Annotated in this window: 14 protein-coding genes; 12 read left to right on the top strand and 2 right to left on the bottom strand. The window is 59.4% G+C overall.

The window, feature by feature from the left end; genetic code table 11:
* Nucleotides 1–3 precede the first annotated feature (3 nt).
* Entirely contained in the window at nt 4–3,090 is a 3,087-nt protein-coding gene (locus QQK16_RS03100; protein WP_284194959.1) for an efflux RND transporter permease subunit, read from the bottom strand.
* Between the two features lie 83 nt (nt 3,091–3,173).
* Nucleotides 3,174–4,325 carry an efflux RND transporter periplasmic adaptor subunit gene (locus tag QQK16_RS03095; RefSeq protein ID WP_284194958.1) on the bottom strand — a complete coding sequence of 384 codons (1,152 nt, stop codon included), beginning with the start codon at nt 4,323–4,325 and terminating at the stop codon, nt 3,174–3,176.
* Between QQK16_RS03095 and QQK16_RS03090 the strand changes: the two genes are divergently transcribed.
* From QQK16_RS03090 to QQK16_RS03035, 12 genes are all read left to right on the top strand, one after another.
* Nucleotides 4,324–4,566 (top strand): hypothetical protein, encoded by a 243-nt coding sequence (locus tag QQK16_RS03090; RefSeq protein WP_284194957.1) that lies wholly within the window; start codon nt 4,324–4,326, stop codon nt 4,564–4,566. The two genes, QQK16_RS03095 and QQK16_RS03090, sit on opposite strands and share 2 nt — an antisense overlap.
* A gap of 52 nt (nt 4,567–4,618) precedes the next feature.
* A complete protein-coding gene (locus tag QQK16_RS03085) occupies nt 4,619–5,617 on the top strand; it encodes a sulfate ABC transporter substrate-binding protein (RefSeq protein WP_284194956.1) in 999 nt (332 codons plus the stop codon).
* Between the two features lie 133 nt (nt 5,618–5,750).
* Nucleotides 5,751–6,389, top strand: coding sequence for a peroxiredoxin (locus tag QQK16_RS03080; RefSeq protein WP_284194955.1), 639 nt, complete (start codon nt 5,751–5,753; stop codon nt 6,387–6,389).
* A gap of 76 nt (nt 6,390–6,465) precedes the next feature.
* Nucleotides 6,466–6,990, top strand: coding sequence for a hypothetical protein (locus QQK16_RS03075; protein WP_284194954.1), 525 nt, complete (start codon nt 6,466–6,468; stop codon nt 6,988–6,990).
* Nucleotides 6,991–7,141: 151 nt separating this feature from the next.
* The gene (locus QQK16_RS03070; protein WP_284194953.1) at nt 7,142–8,509 is read left to right on the top strand and encodes a cystathionine beta-synthase; all 1,368 of its coding nucleotides are present in this window, start codon (nt 7,142–7,144) and stop codon (nt 8,507–8,509) included.
* A gap of 71 nt (nt 8,510–8,580) precedes the next feature.
* Nucleotides 8,581–9,735 carry a trans-sulfuration enzyme family protein gene (locus tag QQK16_RS03065; RefSeq protein ID WP_284194952.1) on the top strand — a complete coding sequence of 385 codons (1,155 nt, stop codon included), beginning with the start codon at nt 8,581–8,583 and terminating at the stop codon, nt 9,733–9,735.
* A 93-nt stretch (nt 9,736–9,828) separates the two neighbouring features.
* Nucleotides 9,829–10,830: a sulfate ABC transporter substrate-binding protein gene (locus QQK16_RS03060; RefSeq protein ID WP_284194951.1), complete on the top strand. Its 1,002-nt coding sequence runs from the start codon at nt 9,829–9,831 to the stop codon at nt 10,828–10,830.
* Between the two features lie 62 nt (nt 10,831–10,892).
* Nucleotides 10,893–11,726 (top strand): sulfate ABC transporter permease subunit CysT, encoded by an 834-nt coding sequence (cysT, locus tag QQK16_RS03055; protein WP_284194950.1) that lies wholly within the window; start codon nt 10,893–10,895, stop codon nt 11,724–11,726.
* Between the two features lie 9 nt (nt 11,727–11,735).
* A complete protein-coding gene (cysW, locus tag QQK16_RS03050; RefSeq protein WP_284194949.1) occupies nt 11,736–12,614 on the top strand; it encodes a sulfate ABC transporter permease subunit CysW in 879 nt (292 codons plus the stop codon).
* Nucleotides 12,615–12,784: 170 nt separating this feature from the next.
* Nucleotides 12,785–13,825 (top strand): sulfate/molybdate ABC transporter ATP-binding protein, encoded by a 1,041-nt coding sequence (locus QQK16_RS03045; RefSeq protein WP_284194948.1) that lies wholly within the window; start codon nt 12,785–12,787, stop codon nt 13,823–13,825.
* 646 nt (nt 13,826–14,471) lie between these two features.
* A complete protein-coding gene (locus QQK16_RS03040; protein WP_284194947.1) occupies nt 14,472–15,446 on the top strand; it encodes a hypothetical protein in 975 nt (324 codons plus the stop codon).
* Between the two features lie 311 nt (nt 15,447–15,757).
* On the top strand, nt 15,758–16,042 hold the full coding sequence (locus tag QQK16_RS03035; RefSeq protein WP_284194946.1) for a hypothetical protein: 285 nt from the start codon (nt 15,758–15,760) through the stop codon (nt 16,040–16,042).
* The last annotated feature ends 1,115 nt before the right edge of the window (nt 16,043–17,157 follow it).

The following is a 17,157-nucleotide window of genomic DNA, read 5'->3' as shown; positions in this document are numbered from 1 at the left end:
TCCTCAGCCTGGGTGAGCCGCTGCCGGCTTGCCACTGAAGCGCACCTGCAGGCCGTCAAAGAACAGATAGAGCACCGGCGTGATATAGAGGGTGATCAGTTGGGAGAACACCAGCCCGCCGACGACCGCCAGGCCCAGAGGCTGCCGTAGCTCGGCCCCGGCCCCCAGGCCGGCTGCGATGGGCAGGGCACCCATCATGGCGGCGAGGGTGGTCATCATGATGGGGCGGAAGCGCAGCAGGCAGGCATCACGTATGGCTTTCACCGGGTCAGTCTCGCCCCGGTGGCGGGCCTCGATGGCAAAGTCGATCATCATGATGGCGTTCTTCTTGACGATGCCTATCAGCAGCAGGATGCCTATCACCGCGATCAGGGTCAGTTCCATATTGAACAGCCTGAGCGTGACCAGTGCCCCTACTGCCGCCGATGGCAGGCCGGCCAGGATGGTGATGGGGTGGATATAGCTCTCGTACAGCACACCCAGCAGTACATAGATGACCGCCAGTGCAATCAGTATCAAGGCCAGCTGGCTGGTCTGACTGGACTGGAAGGTAGCAGCATCACCGCCCAGGGTAGTCAGCACGGTCTGGGGCACGCCCAGTTCCTCTTTGACGGCCTCGACCCGCTTGAGTGCCTCCCCCAGGGTGGCGCCGGGCGCCAGATTGAAGGACAGGGTCACGGCCTGCAACTGACCGCGGTGATTGACCGAGGTCGGGCCTATGGTCCGTTCCACCTGGGCAAAGGCTTTTAGCGGTACCAGCTGGCCGGTACTGGCACGTACCCTGACCTTCTCGAAGGCGGTTTCGTCGGTACGATAACTGTCGTCAAACCGCATCATCACGGCATAGTCGTCGGACGAGGTATAGATGGTAGCCACCTGTCTGTCGCCGAACGCGGCGTAAAGGGTGTCGCGCAGGGTGGCCATGCTGACGCCTAGCCGTGCGGCCTGCTCGCGGTCTATCTTGAGCGTGGCCTGCAGCCCCTTGCGCTGGGCATTGCTGCTGATATCGGTGAGCAGGGGTTCCTCGCGCAGGGCTTTCTGCAGTTTTTCCGACCACTCGTATAGCTCGTCCGACTGCACGCTCTGCAGCACGTACTGGAACTTGCTGTTGGACTGCACGCTGCCTATCTGCAGATTCTGGTCGGCGCTGAAGAACATGCGCAGGCCGGCGATATTGCTGGTGCGTTTGCGCAGGTCGGCAATGACGGCCTGCATATCGGGCCGTTGTCCCTTGGGTTTGAGGTTAATGAACATGCGGCCGCTGTTGTTGCTGTTGAAGCCGCCGCCAACGATGGAGACCACCTGATCCACATGGGGGCTCTGCCGCACCAGGGTCTCGGCTTGCTTTTGCAGCGCATGCATGGCGGGGTAGGAGGTATCCAGCGCTGCCTCGCTGCGGGCAGTGATCTGGTTGATATCTTCCTCGGGAAAGAAGCCCTTGGGTATGGTGTAGAAGAACCAGGCGCTGAGCCCGAAGGTCAGTACTGCCACGCCCAGGACAAAGGGACGGTGGCGCAGGGCAGTATCCAGGGTGTCGCGATAGGCACCCAGCAGGCCGTCGAAGAAACGCTCGAAGGCGCGGCTGACGGCGTTGGCCGGCTTGCTCTCGTCCTCATGCTTGAGAAAGCGTGCACAGAGCAGCGGAATCAGTGTCAGCGAGGCGACGCCCGAGACCAGGATGGCCAGGCTCACTACCAGTGCAAACTCGTGGAACAACTTGCCTATCACCCCCGGCATATAAAAGATAGGGATGAAGACCGCCACCAACGAGAGCGAGATGGAGACGATGGTGAAGCCCACTTCGCGGGCGCCCTTGATGGCGGCGTCGAAGGGCTTCATGCCTTCTTCTATATAGCGAACGATGTTTTCCAGCACCACGATGGCATCGTCCACCACCAGGCCCACCGCCAGGGTAATGCCCAGTAGCGAGATATTGTTGAGCGAATGCCCCAGCCAGGCCATCAGGGCGAAGGTGGAGATCAGCGACACCGGCAGCGTGACGGTGGGGATGAGCGTGGCGGTGGCGCGGCGCAGGAACAGGAAAATCACCAGCACCACCAGGGCCACTGTCAGGCCCAGGGTGAAGTTCACATCGTGTATGGCCTCGCGGATAGAGGTGGAGCGGTCATTGCGGAACTGCAGCTTGACCGAATCCGGCATCTGTTCGACCAGGCCGGGGATGACTTCGCGTATGCGGTCTATCACGGCCACGGTATTGGCGCTGGGCTGGCGCTGCACGCCCATGACCACCCCGAGTTCGCCATTTATATAAGCGGCCGAGGTCACGGACTGGATGCTGTCTTCCACCCGTGCCAGTTCGCCCAGGCGCACCGGGTTGCCGTTCTTGAGGGCGATGATGAGATTACGGAAGTCCTCGGCGCGGCTCAACTGCTTGTTGGCTTCAATGATGAGCTGCTGGCGCTGCCCATCCAGTATCCCGACCGGGCTATTGGCATTGGCTGCGCGTAAGGCGGCGGCGACTTCAGCCATGGTCAGGTCGCGGGCGGCCAGCTTGTCGGGATCCATGCTGACCCGGACGGCGTACTTGCGCTGTCCAAACACGTTCACCTGGGCTACCCCAGCTATGGTGGCCAAGCTGGGCGAGATCAGGTTTTCGGCATAGTTGTTCAGCTCCGACAGCGGCATGGACGGCGAGGTCATGCTGATCAGGATGATGGGCTGGTCGGCAGGATTGACCTTGCGGTAGGAGGGCAGGTCCACCATGTCTTCGGGCAGGCTGCGCTGTGCTTGCAGCAGGGCCGCCTGCACATCGACGGCGGCCTTGTCGATATCGCGGTCGTCGTCGAACTCCAACGTGATGTTGGTGGAACCCTGGCGCGATGTGGAGGTGATGAGCTTGAGGCCGGCAATGGTGGAGAACTGCTTCTCCAGCGGTGTCGCCACCGAGGCTGCCATGGTGTCGGGCGAGGCGCCAGCCAGGTTGGCTGAGACGTTGATGGTGGGTGTTTCGAAGGACGGCAGTGCTGCAATCGGCAGCTTCTGGTAGGCAAACAGGCCCAGTAACACGACCGATACCGACAGCAGGGTGGTCATGACAGGACGGCGAATACAGATTTCTGAGAGGTGCATATGGGCTCTACGCTGCGTTATCAGGGCTATGCTGCCGGGCAGGCCCTATGGGCATGGTGTGGTAGGCGGTGCCATTGGGGCTGTCAGCCTGGTTTGCCCTGGCGTTTTTCACCACCGGCCTTGCCTTCGCTGATGGCGGCGCCGGGGCGCAGGTTCTGGCCGCCTTCCACCACGACCTTCTTGCCAGCGGGCAGGCCACTGACCACGCCAAACTGCTTGCCGTCCTGGGTTATGACCCGGCTGAGTTTGATGGCTTGGGGTTTGACGGTACTGTCGGGCGCCACCAGGTAGACAAACTGGCCTTGCGGGCCGGTCTGCAGGGCGCCGACGGGCAGGGTGACGGCCTGTTTTTCCATGCCCAGATCCACCGCCACCCGTGCGAAGGCGCCAGGCCAAAGCTGGTGCCTGCCGTTGGGAAACTCCGCCTTGAGGCGGATGGTGCCGCTATCGGCATTGACGTTGTTGTCGATGAAGCTGAGCTTGCCTTGGATGCGCTCGCCGCTGTCCAGCGTGACATAAGCCGGTGACTGGCCGGCCTGCTGTGCGGCCAGCAGCCGCTGCAGCTCCCGTTCGGGCAGGGTAAAGCTGACGGCAATAGGGTCGAGCTGGGTGACGCTGGTCAAGGGCTGTGCCATGCCGGGCTGCACCAGCGAGCCGGGGTGGATGTCGATGGCGCCGGCCCGACCGGCAAACGGGGCGATGATGCTCTGGTAGCTGAGCCCCACCTTGGCCGAGCCCAATGCTGCCTGTCGGGCTGCCAGACTGGCGCGCAGGCTGTCGGCTGTGGACTGGGCGCTGTCGACGGCGCTCTGCGAGATGAACTGCTGCTTTAACAGTTCGCGGGACCTTGCCAGGTTGCGCTCGGCTTCGTGCAGCTGTGCACGGGCCTGGGCCAGCTCGGCACTGCTTTGCTCGACCCGGCTGTTGTCCACGCGGCTATCGAGGGTAAACAGAAGCTGGCCCGCCTTGACGTCCTGGCCTTCGCGGATATGGATGGTGCGTATGGTGCTGGATACCTGCGGGCGGAGTTCAACCATGTTCAAGGCGGCGACCGTGCCCTGTGCTTCGAAGCGCAAGGGTACATCCTGGGCCTGGCTCAATACCGTGCTTACCAGGGTGGGTTTGTCGCCGGGGCCTCCTTTGTCTGCCTGGCCGCCAGCGGGTTTGATGGCAGCCCAGGTGACGACGGCAACTAGGCTGCCGCCAAGCAGCCAGGGAACAATGGGGCGTGACATGGAATTCCTCTGGAACGAGTTAGGGTGGGGCGGCCCAAGTGATGGCTCTATCAACAGACGGCAAGTGTGTTCAGTTCAGGCTTTGTTGAGTTTAGCATCGGCATCCTTGCTGGCCGATGACGAAGATGTTTATAAACATGTATCCGGATTCAAGCTGCAAACTGTGATGGTGCGGGTGGTCAGAAAAACTCTCAATATTTCTAAATGGAATAAAAATCTAATTTCAAATTCATTAATGTAATTTATGGGCTTCGGTACAGTGGCGACATCACAACGAACAACCGGAGCGCACCATGTCCCGCAAGATTCTCGTCGCCCTTGTCGGCACTGCACTGCTGCCCTTGTCTGTGCATGCCGCCAGTATTGATCTGCTCAATGTCTCCTACGATCCGACCCGCGAGCTGTATCAGGACTTCAACAAGGCCTTTGCCGCCGATTGGAAGAAAAAGACGGGTGACGATGTCAACGTCAAGCAATCGCATGGTGGTTCGGGCAAGCAGGCGCGCTCGGTGATTGATGGGCTGGAAGCCGATGTGGTGACGCTGGCACTGGCCGGCGATATCGATGAGATTGCCGACAAGTCCAGGCTGTTGCCGGCCGATTGGCAGAAGCGCCTCAAGCACAATAGTGCCCCCTATACCTCCACCATTGTTTTCTTGGTACGCAAGGGCAACCCCAAGGGCATTCGTGACTGGGGTGATCTGGTGAAGCCGGGGGTGGAGGTGATTACCCCCAATCCCAAGACTTCTGGCGGTGCGCGCTGGAACTACCTGGCTGCCTGGGGTTGGGCACTGAAGCAGCCGGGCGGCAGCGAGGCCCGAGCCAAGGACTATGTGGGCAAGCTGTACCGGAATGTGAAGGTGCTTGATACCGGTGCCCGTGGCTCGACGGTGACCTTTGTCGAGCGAGGTATTGGTGATGTGCTGATCGCCTGGGAGAACGAGGCCTATTTGTCGGTAAAGGAACTGGGGCCGAACAAGTTCGACATTATCACGCCCTCAGTGTCCATCCTGGCTGAGCCTACTGTTGCCGTGGTGGACAAGAATGCCGCCAAGCGTGGCACGGCCAAGGTGGCGCAGGCCTACCTTGAATACCTGTACTCTCCCGTTGGGCAGGAGATTGCGGCTCAGAATTACTACCGTCCCGTCGACGCCAATGTGGCAGCCAAGTACGCCAGCAAGTTCGCCAAGGTCAATCTGTTCACCATCGATGCGGTGTTTGGCGGTTGGTCCAAGGTGCAGAAGGCCCACTTTGGTGATGGCGGTGTGTTCGACCAAATCTATAGCAAGTGATAGTTGGTGGGCAGGGGCAGCGCGCGCATGATCTGCCGGGCATGGCGCGGCCCAGTCGGCCGGCCTAGCTGCAGCACCCCCCGTTGCCCTAGCAAACTGAGCTTTTATCCCATATTTGATAGAGGAGAGAAAGATGACCCTGCGCCTTGGCGATATCGCCCCCGACTTTACCCAGGAATCCACCGAAGGCCCGATCACGCTGCATAGCTGGGCCGGCAATAGTTGGGTGCTGCTGTTCTCTCACCCGGCCGACTTCACCCCGGTCTGCACCACCGAGCTGGGCTTTACCGCCAAGCTAAAGGGGGAGTTTGCCAAGCGCAATGTCAAGGCGCTGGCCGTCAGCGTGGATAGCCTGGAATCGCACAACCGCTGGGTGAGCGACATTGAGGAGACTCAGGACGTCAAACTCAACTTCCCCATCCTGGCCGATGCCGACCGCAAGGTGGCCACGCTGTACGACATGATCCACCCCAACTCGCTGGCCAACCTCACGGTGCGCACGGTATTCGTGATCGACCCGGAGCGAAAAATACGGCTGACGCTGACCTACCCGGCCAGCACTGGGCGTAATTTCCACGAGATACTGCGGGTGATCGATTCGCTGCAGCTGACCGACAACCACAAGGTTGCCACCCCGGCCAACTGGCAGGATGGTGACGATGTGGTGATCGTACCCAGCCTGACCGATGCAGAGGAAATACAGCGCCGCTTTCCTCGGGGCTACCGCGCTTTGCGGCCCTATCTGCGCCTGACGCCGCAGCCTAACCGCTGAGGGAAGCCATCGTGCTGCACGTGCTCGTACGCTACGCCTATCACGCAGCCCTGGTCACCGCCGGGGTGCAGGCATCATGAGCCCTGATCAGCAGGCGACGCTGGCTGCCTTGATAGGCAGCCTGCCGACCCAGTGGGTAGCTGGCTATCCGCTGTTGCTGGACGAAGGCGGTGTGGTGGGGCGTTTTTTCAAGTGCGAATTGCGCAGCCATTTCAGCCGTATCGAGGTGGGCGGCGCCCACCTCGCTCGGGCCGACTTGCAGGTGCGCGGGCCGGATGGCGAACCTTTTCCGGCCGGCAAGCTGTTTACCCTGGCGGCGGGCGAAGATGGCCTGCTCAAGCTGGACCGATTGTGCCGGCTGATACACGCGCTCAATCATTTCAAGGTGGCGGGCCGGCGAGACCCGCTGGTCATTGCCATACACCCTCGCCTGTTCGATTACGTCAAGACGGCGCATGGCCGCACGTTTGCCCGCATGCTGTCGCATTTTGACCTGACGCCCGCCGGCATCGTGCTGGAGCTGCCACCGGATTTGCCCCAGGCTACGCTGGATGGCTATCTCGGTGAAGGCTTTACGCTGCACTTTTCCCGGCTATCCTGATCCAAGCCACCTTACCGTATGCTGGTTGTTGCATTATGTCGGCTCCCGGCCGCCCCGGTGCATTCGTGCGCCTAGGGGCTGGATGTGCCCTTTCCCGGCGCTGTGCCGACACAATCGGCCAGTGGCCTTAGCCCTGTTATAGAGACTCATCATGTCTTTTGATCCCATGCTAGGCCTGATAGGCCAGACCCCGCTGATACAGCTTACCCGCCTGGATACCGGCCCGTGTGAGCTGTTCGTCAAGCTGGAAAGCCATAACCCCGGCGGCTCCATCAAGGACCGCATTGCCCTGACCATGATCGAGGCGGCAGAACGTGAAGGCAAGCTGCAGCCAGGGGCCACCATCATCGAAGCCACGGCCGGCAATACCGGCCTGGGCCTGGCACTGGTGGCGGCCCGCAAGGGCTACAAGCTCAAGCTGGTGGTGCCCGATAAAATGAGCCTGGAGAAGATCTTCCATCTCAAGGCCCTGGGGGCCGAGGTCATCATTACCCGCTCGGATGTGAACAAGGGCCACCCGCTTTACTACCAGGACTACGCCCGCCGCATTGCCGAGGAAACCCCTGGTGCCTATTACATCGACCAGTTCAACAACCCGGCCAACCCCGCTGCGCATGAGCACGGCACGGGGCCGGAGCTATGGCAGCAACTGGGGCACGCTGTGGATGCCGTGGTGGTGGGCGTGGGCTCGGCCGGCACGCTGACCGGGCTGTCGCGTTTCTTCAAGCGGGCCGACCCGGCCGTGGAGTTCGTGCTGGCTGACCCGGTGGGCTCGGTGCTGGCCGACTATGTGGAAACCGGCAGCTATGGCGAGGCCGGCAGTTGGCGGGTGGAGGGCATAGGTGAGGACTTCATTCCACCCATGGCCGACTTCAGCGCGGTGCACCGTGCTTATCGCATAGGCGATGAAGAGAGTATCGATACCGCACGGCAGTTGCTGGAGGTGGAAGGCGTGCTCGCCGGGTCGTCCAGCGGCACCCTGGTGGCGGCTGCCTTGCGCTATTGCCGGGCCCAGACCGAACCCAAGCGGGTGGTGACCTTTATCTGCGATAGCGGCAACAAGTATCTATCCAAGCAGTACAACGAGGGCTGGTTGATAGACCAGGGGCTCAAGCACCTGCCGCAGCAGGGCAACCTGACCGACCTGATTACCCGCCGCCATGACCTGGGGGCAACCGTGACCTGCCGGCCGGACGAAACCCTGGCCGACGTCTACGCCCGCATGCGCCGGCATGATGTGTCGCAACTGCCGGTGGTGGAGGGCGATGCCGAGGTGGTGGGCATCATCGACGAATGGGATCTGTTGCTGGCGGTGCATGATGAGCCCGAGCATTTCCGGCTGCCGGTGCGCAAGGCCATGAGCACCGAGCTGGAGACCCTGTCGCCCACCGATAGCACCGAAAAGCTGCTGCGCACCTTCAACGAGGGCCATGTTGCCATCGTGGTGGAGCGTGGACGCTTTCTGGGCCTGATTACTCAGGCCGACCTGATCAACCACTGGCGGCAACGCTGGCGCTAGGCGCATGGCACCGGCAGGCATTTGATGCGATAACCGGGCCATGACCCTGGCCCAAGCAGGAGCAGGACACGATGACACAACACCTGGATACCTTGAGTGTGCACGCGGGCTACACCCCGGACGCGACTGGCGCGGTGATGCCACCTATCTATACCAGCTCGACCTATGCCCAGCGTGCACCGGGCGAGCACAGCGGTTATGAATACGCCCGTAGCGGCAACCCTACCCGGTGGGCGTTCGAAAAGGCACTGGCCGAGCTGGAAGGCGGTGTCGCCGGCTTTGCCTTTGCCTCGGGCCTGGCGGCCATGTCTACCGTGCTGGAGCTGCTGGATGCCGGCAGCGAAGTGGTGGCGGTGGATGACCTCTACGGCGGTGCTTACCGCATGTTCGAGCGTGTGCGTAACCGCAGTGCTGGACTCAAGGTGCGCTATGTGGCGCCCGAAGATACCGCCGCCGTGCGTGCTGCCATTGCCCCAAGCACCAAACTCTTGTGGATAGAGATACCGACCAACCCGCTGCTCAAGCTGATCGACCTGCGAGCTGCCATCGACGCCGCCCATGCCGTTGGCGCCATGGTGGTGGTGGATGCCACCTTTGCCACGCCGTATCTGCTGCGCCCGCTGGAATACGGCGCCGATATCGTGCTGCACTCGATTACCAAATACCTCAATGGTCATTCGGATGTGATCGGGGGGGCTGCCATTGTCCGTAGCCCTGAACTGGCCGAGCGGCTGGGCTATCTGCAGAACGCCATAGGCGGGGTGCTGGATCCGTTCTCCAGCTTCCTGGCCCTGCGTGGACTGCGCACCCTGCCACTGCGGGTGCAGCGCCACTGCAGCAATGCCCAGGCGATAGCCGAATGGCTGGGGCAGCAGGCTGGGGTGGCCGACGTCATCTACCCCGGGCTGCCCAGCCATCCCCAGCATGCGCTGGCCAGGCAGCAGTTCCCGCGCGGCTTTGGTGGCATCGTCTCGGTACGCTTGCAGGCAGACGAGGCCGGCGTGCGGCGCTTCTTGGCGGCGCTCAAGCTGTTTACCCTGGCCGAGAGCCTGGGTGGAGTGGAGAGCCTGGTCAATCTGCCATGGGCCATGACCCATGCGTCCATTCCTGAGGAAGACCGTTTGCGTCGAGGCGTTGGCCCCAATCTGCTGCGTCTCTCGGTGGGCGTGGAGCATGTGGATGACCTGATAGACGACTTGCGCCAGGGTTTGGCACAGATAGGCTGATCTGGTTATTAGGGCTTAATAAAGCATTCTTAATGGGAATAAGGACGGACTGTTATGCTCAGCCCGTCCTTATTTTCATCTGGCGTGACTGATATGACCAAGCTGACCCGATTGCTTACTGCTGCAGTGGCTACCGCGCTGTCGGCGGCCTCCCTGGCGGGCCCCGAGCTGCTCAATGTCTCGTACGACGTGATGCGCGATTTCTACAAGGATCTGAACCCGGCCTTTATCAAAGCCTACAAGGCCAAGACCGGCGAGGATCTGGTGATACAGCAGTCGCATGGCGGATCGGGCAAGCAGGCCAGGGCGGTGATAGACGGCCTGGAAGCCGATGTGATCACCATGAACATGCCGCCGGATATCGATGCCCTGCACGACAAGGCCAAGCTGATACCGGAAAGCTGGGCTAGCCGCCTGCCCAACAACAGCCTGCCGTTCACCAGCCTGCAGGTGCTGATTGTGCGCAAGGGCAATCCCAAGCAGATCAAGGATTGGTCCGATCTGGTCAAGCCGGGTGTGCAGGTGGTGATGCCCAATCCCAAGGTGACCGGCAATGGCCGCTACAGCTATCTGGCCGCTTGGGGCTATGCCCTGCGCCAGCCGGGCGGTAACGAGCAGAAGGCCCGTGATTTTGTGGCAGGTCTCTTGAAGAACGTGCCGGTGCTGGATTCGGGCGGCCGTGCCGCGACCACCACCTTCATGCAGCGCCAGATCGGCGATGTGCTGCTGACCTTCGAGAACGAGGCGGAAATGATTGCCCGCGAATTTGGCCGTGGCCAGTTCGAGGTGGTGTACCCCTCGCTGTCCATCCGTGCCGAACCCCCGGTTACCGTGGTGGACAAGGTGGTGGACAAGAAGGGCACACGCAAGGCGGCCGAAGCGTATCTCAAGTTCCTGTGGACTCCGGCGGCGCAGGAGATCGCGGCGCAGAACTACCTGCGCCCGCAGGATGCGGCCATCGCCAAGAAGTATGCTGCCCAGTTCCCTGCCATCAAGCTGTTTACCGTGGATGAAGTGTTCGGCGGCTGGCGTCGCGCCCAGAAGACCCACTTCGACGATGGCGGCAGTTTCGACCAGGTCTATACCAAGAAGTAATCGCCGCATCGGGGGGCGCTGTGGCGCCCCCTGCCTTCCATTCCCCGATGATCTGACGCCCCATGCGATTCAAACAACCCAGCGTCCTGCCTGGCTTCAACCTGGCATTTGGCTACACCATTGTGTACCTCAGCCTGCTGGTGCTGATCCCCTTGTCGGCCCTGGTGATCAAGACCACAAGCCTGAGCCTGGCCGAGTTCTGGCAGGTAGTCAGCAGCGAGCGGGTGGTGGCGGCCTACCAGCTGACCTTTGGCGCCAGCCTGATCGCCGCCGTCATCAACCTGTTTGCCGGCCTGCTGGTGGCCTGGGTGCTGGTGCGCTATTCCTTTCCTGGCAAGCGCATCGTCGATGCGCTGGTTGATCTGCCATTCGCCCTGCCTACCGCGGTGGCGGGTATTGCCCTGACTACCCTGTATGCGCCCAATGGGCTGATAGGCGAGCAACTGGCCAAGCTGGGCATACAGGTGGCTTTCAAGCCTTTGGGTGTGGTGGTGGCGCTGACCTTTATCGGCCTGCCCTTTGTGGTCCGCACGGTGCAGCCGGTTCTGCAGGACCTGGAGGCCGAGCTGGAAGAGGCCGCTGCCTGCCTGGGGGCCAATCGCTGGCAGACCTTCTGCAAGATCATTTTTCCGGCGGCACTGCCTGCCTTGCTGACCGGCTTTACCCTGGCCTTTGCCCGGGCCATAGGCGAATACGGGTCGGTCATCTTTATCGCCGGCAACATTCCGCTGGAGTCGGAAATCGTGCCGCTGCTGATCATAGGCAAGCTGGAGCAATACGACTATGCCGGGGCAACGGCGATCGCCACGGTGATGCTGCTGATCTCCTTTGTCCTGATCCTGGCCATCAATCTGATCCAGTGGTGGCATGCGCGCCGCCACGGCATGCGCAAGTAAGGAGCCGACATGCAGGCTGTTTCCACTACCGCCGTCCGTTCGGCCGCCACGCAGGAGGCCGTATGGGTGCGTTGGCTGCTGCTGACGGGCGCGCTGCTGTTCCTTGGTTTCTTCCTGGTACTGCCGCTGGTGTCCATTTTTGCCGAAGCCCTGCGCAAGGGCTGGGCGCTGTACTGGGAGGCGCTGAAGGAACCCGATGCGCTATCGGCCCTGCAGCTGACGCTGACGGTGACGCTGATCTCGGTGCCGATCAACCTGGTATTCGGGGTGGCGGCAGCCTGGGCCATCGCCAAGTTCGACTTCAAGGGCAAGAGCCTGCTGATCACCCTGATAGACCTGCCGTTCTCGGTCAGCCCGGTGGTGGCGGGCCTGATCTATGTGCTGATCTTCGGTGCTCAAGGCTGGCTGGGCCCTTGGCTGCAAGCGCACGATATCAAGATCATCTTTGCCGTGCCCGGTATCGTGCTTGCCACCATGTTTGTGACGTTCCCCTTTATCGCCCGTGAGCTGATCCCCCTGATGGAGGCACAAGGTACTGAAGAAGAGCAGGCGGCCATGGTGCTGGGTGCCAGTGGCTGGCAGACCTTCTGGAAGATCACCCTGCCCAATATCAAATGGGGCCTTCTGTATGGCGTGATCCTCTGCAATGCCCGGGCCATGGGTGAGTTCGGCGCGGTATCGGTGGTCAGCGGCCATATCCGTGGCATGACCAACACCACCCCGCTGCACGTGGAGATACTCTACAACGAGTACAACTTTGTGGCCTCGTTTGCCTGCGCCTCCATCCTCGCCCTGCTGGCGCTGGTGACCCTGGTGGCCAAGACCTGGGTGGAGTGGCAGACCGAGCGGCAGATGGCGGCGGAGCGCGCAGCCGTTTACGAATCATGACGCGCTGATGCATGGCATGTGGCTTGGGGAGGCCGCTGTGCTGGCCCCTGTGATGAGTGCGGTGTGGGATGAAGCCCATATGCCCATCCTTGTCGGCACGCGCCAGCCAGCGAATTGGCGTCAGTTTTCAACGATATAAACCCGTAGCAGGCTCTTACAGGTGACTCGCAATGAGCATAGAAATCCAATCGATCGCCAAGCAGTTCGGCAGCTTTACTGCCCTGGACAAGGTCAATCTCAAGGTTGAGACCGGCGAGCTGTTGGCGCTGCTGGGCCCCTCGGGCTGCGGCAAGACCACCCTGCTGCGCATCATCGCCGGCTTGGAGACGCCGGATAGCGGCCAGATACTGTTCCATGGCGAAGACGCCACCGACACCCATGTGCGCGAGCGCCAGGTGGGTTTTGTCTTCCAGCACTACGCCCTGTTCCGGCATATGACGGTGTTCGAGAACGTGGCCTTTGGTCTGCGGGTAAGGCCCAAGCACACACGCCCCAACAATACCGAGATCAAGCGGCGGGTGCATGAGCTGCTCAATCTGGTGCAGCTGGATTGGCTGGCTGACCGCTATCCGGCCCAGCTATCAGGCGGCCAGCGCCAACGTATCGCCCTGGCCCGTGCCCTGGCTGTGGAGCCCAAGGTATTGCTGCTGGACGAGCCGTTTGGCGCGCTCGATACCAAGGTGCGCAAGGAGCTGCGCCGCTGGCTCAAACGCCTGCACGAGGAAGTGCATGTGACCTCGGTGTTTGTGACCCATGACCAGGAAGAGGCGCTGGAAGTGGCCGACCGTGTGGTGGTGATGAACAAGGGGCGGATAGAGCAGGTGGGCACGCCCGAACAGGTGTATGACACCCCTGCCACCCCCTTCGTCTACCAGTTCCTCGGTGATGTGAACCTGTTCCACAGCCGGGTACACGGTGGCTTTGCCCAGGTGGGCGAGCACCCCGTGGCAGGCGACGGTGCCGTGGCCTATGTGCGGCCACACGATATCGAGCTGCTGCGCGAGCCGGCGCCGCAGACCCTGGCGGCCAAGATAGATCATGTCCGCGCCATAGGCTCCATCGTGCGGCTGGAACTGAGCCTGGAAAACGGCGACCCGGTCGAGGCTGAGCTGAGCCGCGATGCCTACGCTGGCCAGCGTTATGCCTCGGGCGAGCGGGTCTATATACGCCCCCGGTCGGCCAGGGTATTCGCTGAGGATTATGCGATTTAGCTTGGGGTGTTTGGCCTGAGGGTATTGCGGATTGCCTGTGCCCTGCTGATTGGGGTGGGATTATGGGATGGCAAGCCCAGGTGCAACTGCTGGGGCAGGTAGGCTAGGCTAGCGATGCATCCTTTGATCTCATGCCGGCGGGCCTTAGTCAGCAGGCCGCTGGTGTAACCCGTCTGCGGGGTTTGCCCCTGCTCAGTGTCAGCACGTGGCCAAGCCCTTGCTTGGGTGTGCACGCTTAGCCGGAACCAGCTACGCGGGGTTTTGTTAGGCGCGCTAAATAGGCTCGTATCCCGGCATGCAAAGTCCAAGAATCCTGTAGGCGCCCCGCCATTGGCGTGGTGTGTGACCCCGTTGACGGCGTGGCGGGCGTCAGGATACGGCGGACAAACGCGTCGATATGGCATCTTTCGTCTCTGGTGGGGTATCGGTACAATGACATTGCTTCTCTGACTTGGCGGTTAATAGTCGGTGACGTGCCTTTATCCGGCCCTACTTTCAACCCTTGCCTTGAAACTGTCGCGTCATTCCATGACGGGCAATACTCGATCCCAGCTCAAACAATTGATCTTATTGGGGTCGGGAGGGGTTAATCTGTCAATGCAGTATCTTTGCGTTCTCTTGTGACGCCTGCTTAATAATAACCACCATGCAATTTACCTCACTTGAGCGTCAGACTTTAGATTGGTTCGCCTTAAAATGTGGCAGTGAGCCGCTCAAGGCTCAATGCAATCTGGCACAGCCACTTGAACGCAGCATAGACGGCTCTACCTTAATCTTAACACTCAGCGTCCCGCCCGGTGTGCAGCCCGTCAATTATACCAACGCTCCTGGGGCGCCGCTGATTAAAAGCACAACATTGTTTTACGGTGTCGGGGTTGATCTATGGCTTAGAAATGGCTTCATACAGAAGCTTGAATTCTCAGCTATTGGCGGGGCGGATTTTCCGGAAGGTGAGTTCCCGTTTCAACTGGTTAGCTCATTGAATACTCCTTATGTTAGCTCATGGAATACTCCTCAATTGCCGGGGTTTGATCAAGTATGCGGGGGGCGAATCCAATCAGCTATGTTGGTATTTCTCATATTGCTCTTGGTTGCTAACTTGTTGGCGGTGTTTTACGCCTGCATTGTATCCAGTGCGATATTTATTCCTGCGGACGAAGTGGTGGTTTATTCAACTTCCCTGTATGTGGGCTTTGCTGTTGCTTTTATTGGCTATCTTGCTATTTGCAGAAGATTAAATGGCGGTTCCAATACAGAGCCGCAAGAGTCGCTTTTGCATAGAGTGGTCGATCCTGTGCTGGGCGGTATAGTCATTGTTATTGTTCTTGGCGGGCTTGGTTTTGGGACTGCATACCTCCCTGGTGAGTTAATAAGGTTGACTGAAAATCCCAACTCCAATTTGGATATATTCATACTGTCAAAGAAAGAAAATCTTCCGCCTAGGAAAAAAGGGCAGTGTCAATATGTTGTTGAGTTTAATATAGGTAGTGAACTTATCCATGAAAGTCGTTGTGTCACTGAGCGATTCTACGCAACAGCCATGACTGGGAAATCCATGAAAATTCTTGCTCACAAGTCATTGTTCGGCATCGTATTGGATAACCAGCTGTCTCCGCAGTGACGCTGTTGACCCTTAAGGCAGTTTCAGCGCCGCAGGGTTACAATCATAGGGTCGCCCATCGGCGCCTGAAACCATGAAGGTAGGTCTCAATACTATTTGGTTGGATTTATTTGCCTATAACGAGCCGTCTCCCTGCAAGGAGCAGCAGTGGCTCGAACCAAGGCAGGGTGCAATGCGCTTTGCTTATGGCGACCTACGCACTACCATGTAAACAACCCACAAGGCCAACGCTTGGGAATTAATGGCAACTTGGTGCCTACTGAGTCGCCAGCGGCACATCTTCCCCTGGGTAGGAAATAAAAGGATACTCTGTGCATGATTGGACTCTTGTTTCGCTGGCATTTGATTGGAAGGATGCTTGCGTAACATTGACTTTACTCAATCCAAATTCGGAGACGGTCTCCTTAAAAGCTGAGAATGTTGTAAGGCTGTTTGTACCGAAACGAAATGATTGGGGGCGAAGTGTTAGTGTGAATGGGGTGATGGGACCAACTCAACAGGCAGATGGGACCGAAACCCTGCAGATTGAAATGCAATCTGGAGATATTATTGAGATTGCAGCAGGTTCTTTCGTTTTACCCCTGCGTACGGGGTAATTCGCCAGGACAAGTTGTTGCTCCGACCGTAGGGCCGTGGTGCCCCGTCCGCTCGTCCGCAACAGCTAGGGTACACATAGCGAGTGGGCTTTTCACTAAAAGCCCGCCACTTTTCAGGCCACCAGCGCGTAGGTCATGCCATTAAAACTAAATATAGCACGATACAGCCCGATTGCTCAGGGGCACTAATTTTGCTGGCTTTGGTGATATATTGATGGGCAGGCGTGAGCTACGCCTTAGCGTATGTAAGCGATGTTGACCACTGCTACATTCGGCATTAAACTGGGCGCTGAGTCATTCTTGTACGATGAAATGCGCTTTGCGCCTTATGCGCTGCCCCTCCTGCGATTTTGGTATCACGGCCTACGACCTACATGTTGAGTATCAAGGAGGTGTAGGTGAAATCATTTAACGCACTCAGAAAAGGTGCGCGCGAATTAAGTGATGTCTTTAAGGCGGGCTTGAGGGGGTTGGTTCCAAACCCCATGCAAGGCTATGTGAGATAGTTGGTTTTAGTCGAGGGTAGAAATGCGCACTAGTCCTTACCAGCATTATCTTCTTACTATTTGGGTGCCAATACTTGCCTTTGCGGTTGTGATGTTAGTGATTATTCTGACGGAGGTGGTGCATCCAGTTGTAATAATCTTTTTGTTTTTTGCAATGCATGTTGCTACTTTCTACTACGCGAAAAGAATTGTTTGTCCGCAATGTGGCAAGCAAGTAGGAGCTACGGGGCTTCTTAAGTTTTCGATATACATTAGCGATCATTGCCCCCATTGTGATTGTGACTTGAATACAATCCCTAGCTCAGACTGAGAGAAAACTGAGGGGGCAGGCCTCAACTGTTCGGTTAGACTGAGCTCGACGGTTGCTGCCGTGGGTGAATCAGCTGGGGCTCAGCCATGACTACAGTGCAATCCAGTGACTGTCGTCGTGGATATCGTTGATCGCGCGAGGCGTACGGTGAATTGCGCCGCTTGACCTGTCGTGGCGCTCGCTGACCCAGGGTGCGCAAAGCCCGCAGTAATTGCTAACTAATCCCTGGTAGACCTGCGTGGGGGAAGGTCAGACCCCGTGCAACTGGAAGATGTTTTTGGCCAGATAAATACCCAAGC

It is taken from the genome of Chitinimonas prasina (assembly GCF_030160395.1).
Taxonomy (GTDB): domain Bacteria; phylum Pseudomonadota; class Gammaproteobacteria; order Burkholderiales; family Chitinimonadaceae; genus Chitinimonas; species Chitinimonas prasina.
The sequence above is the reverse complement of the archived record's forward strand: the minus strand, read 5'-3'. Positions and strand labels throughout refer to the sequence as shown.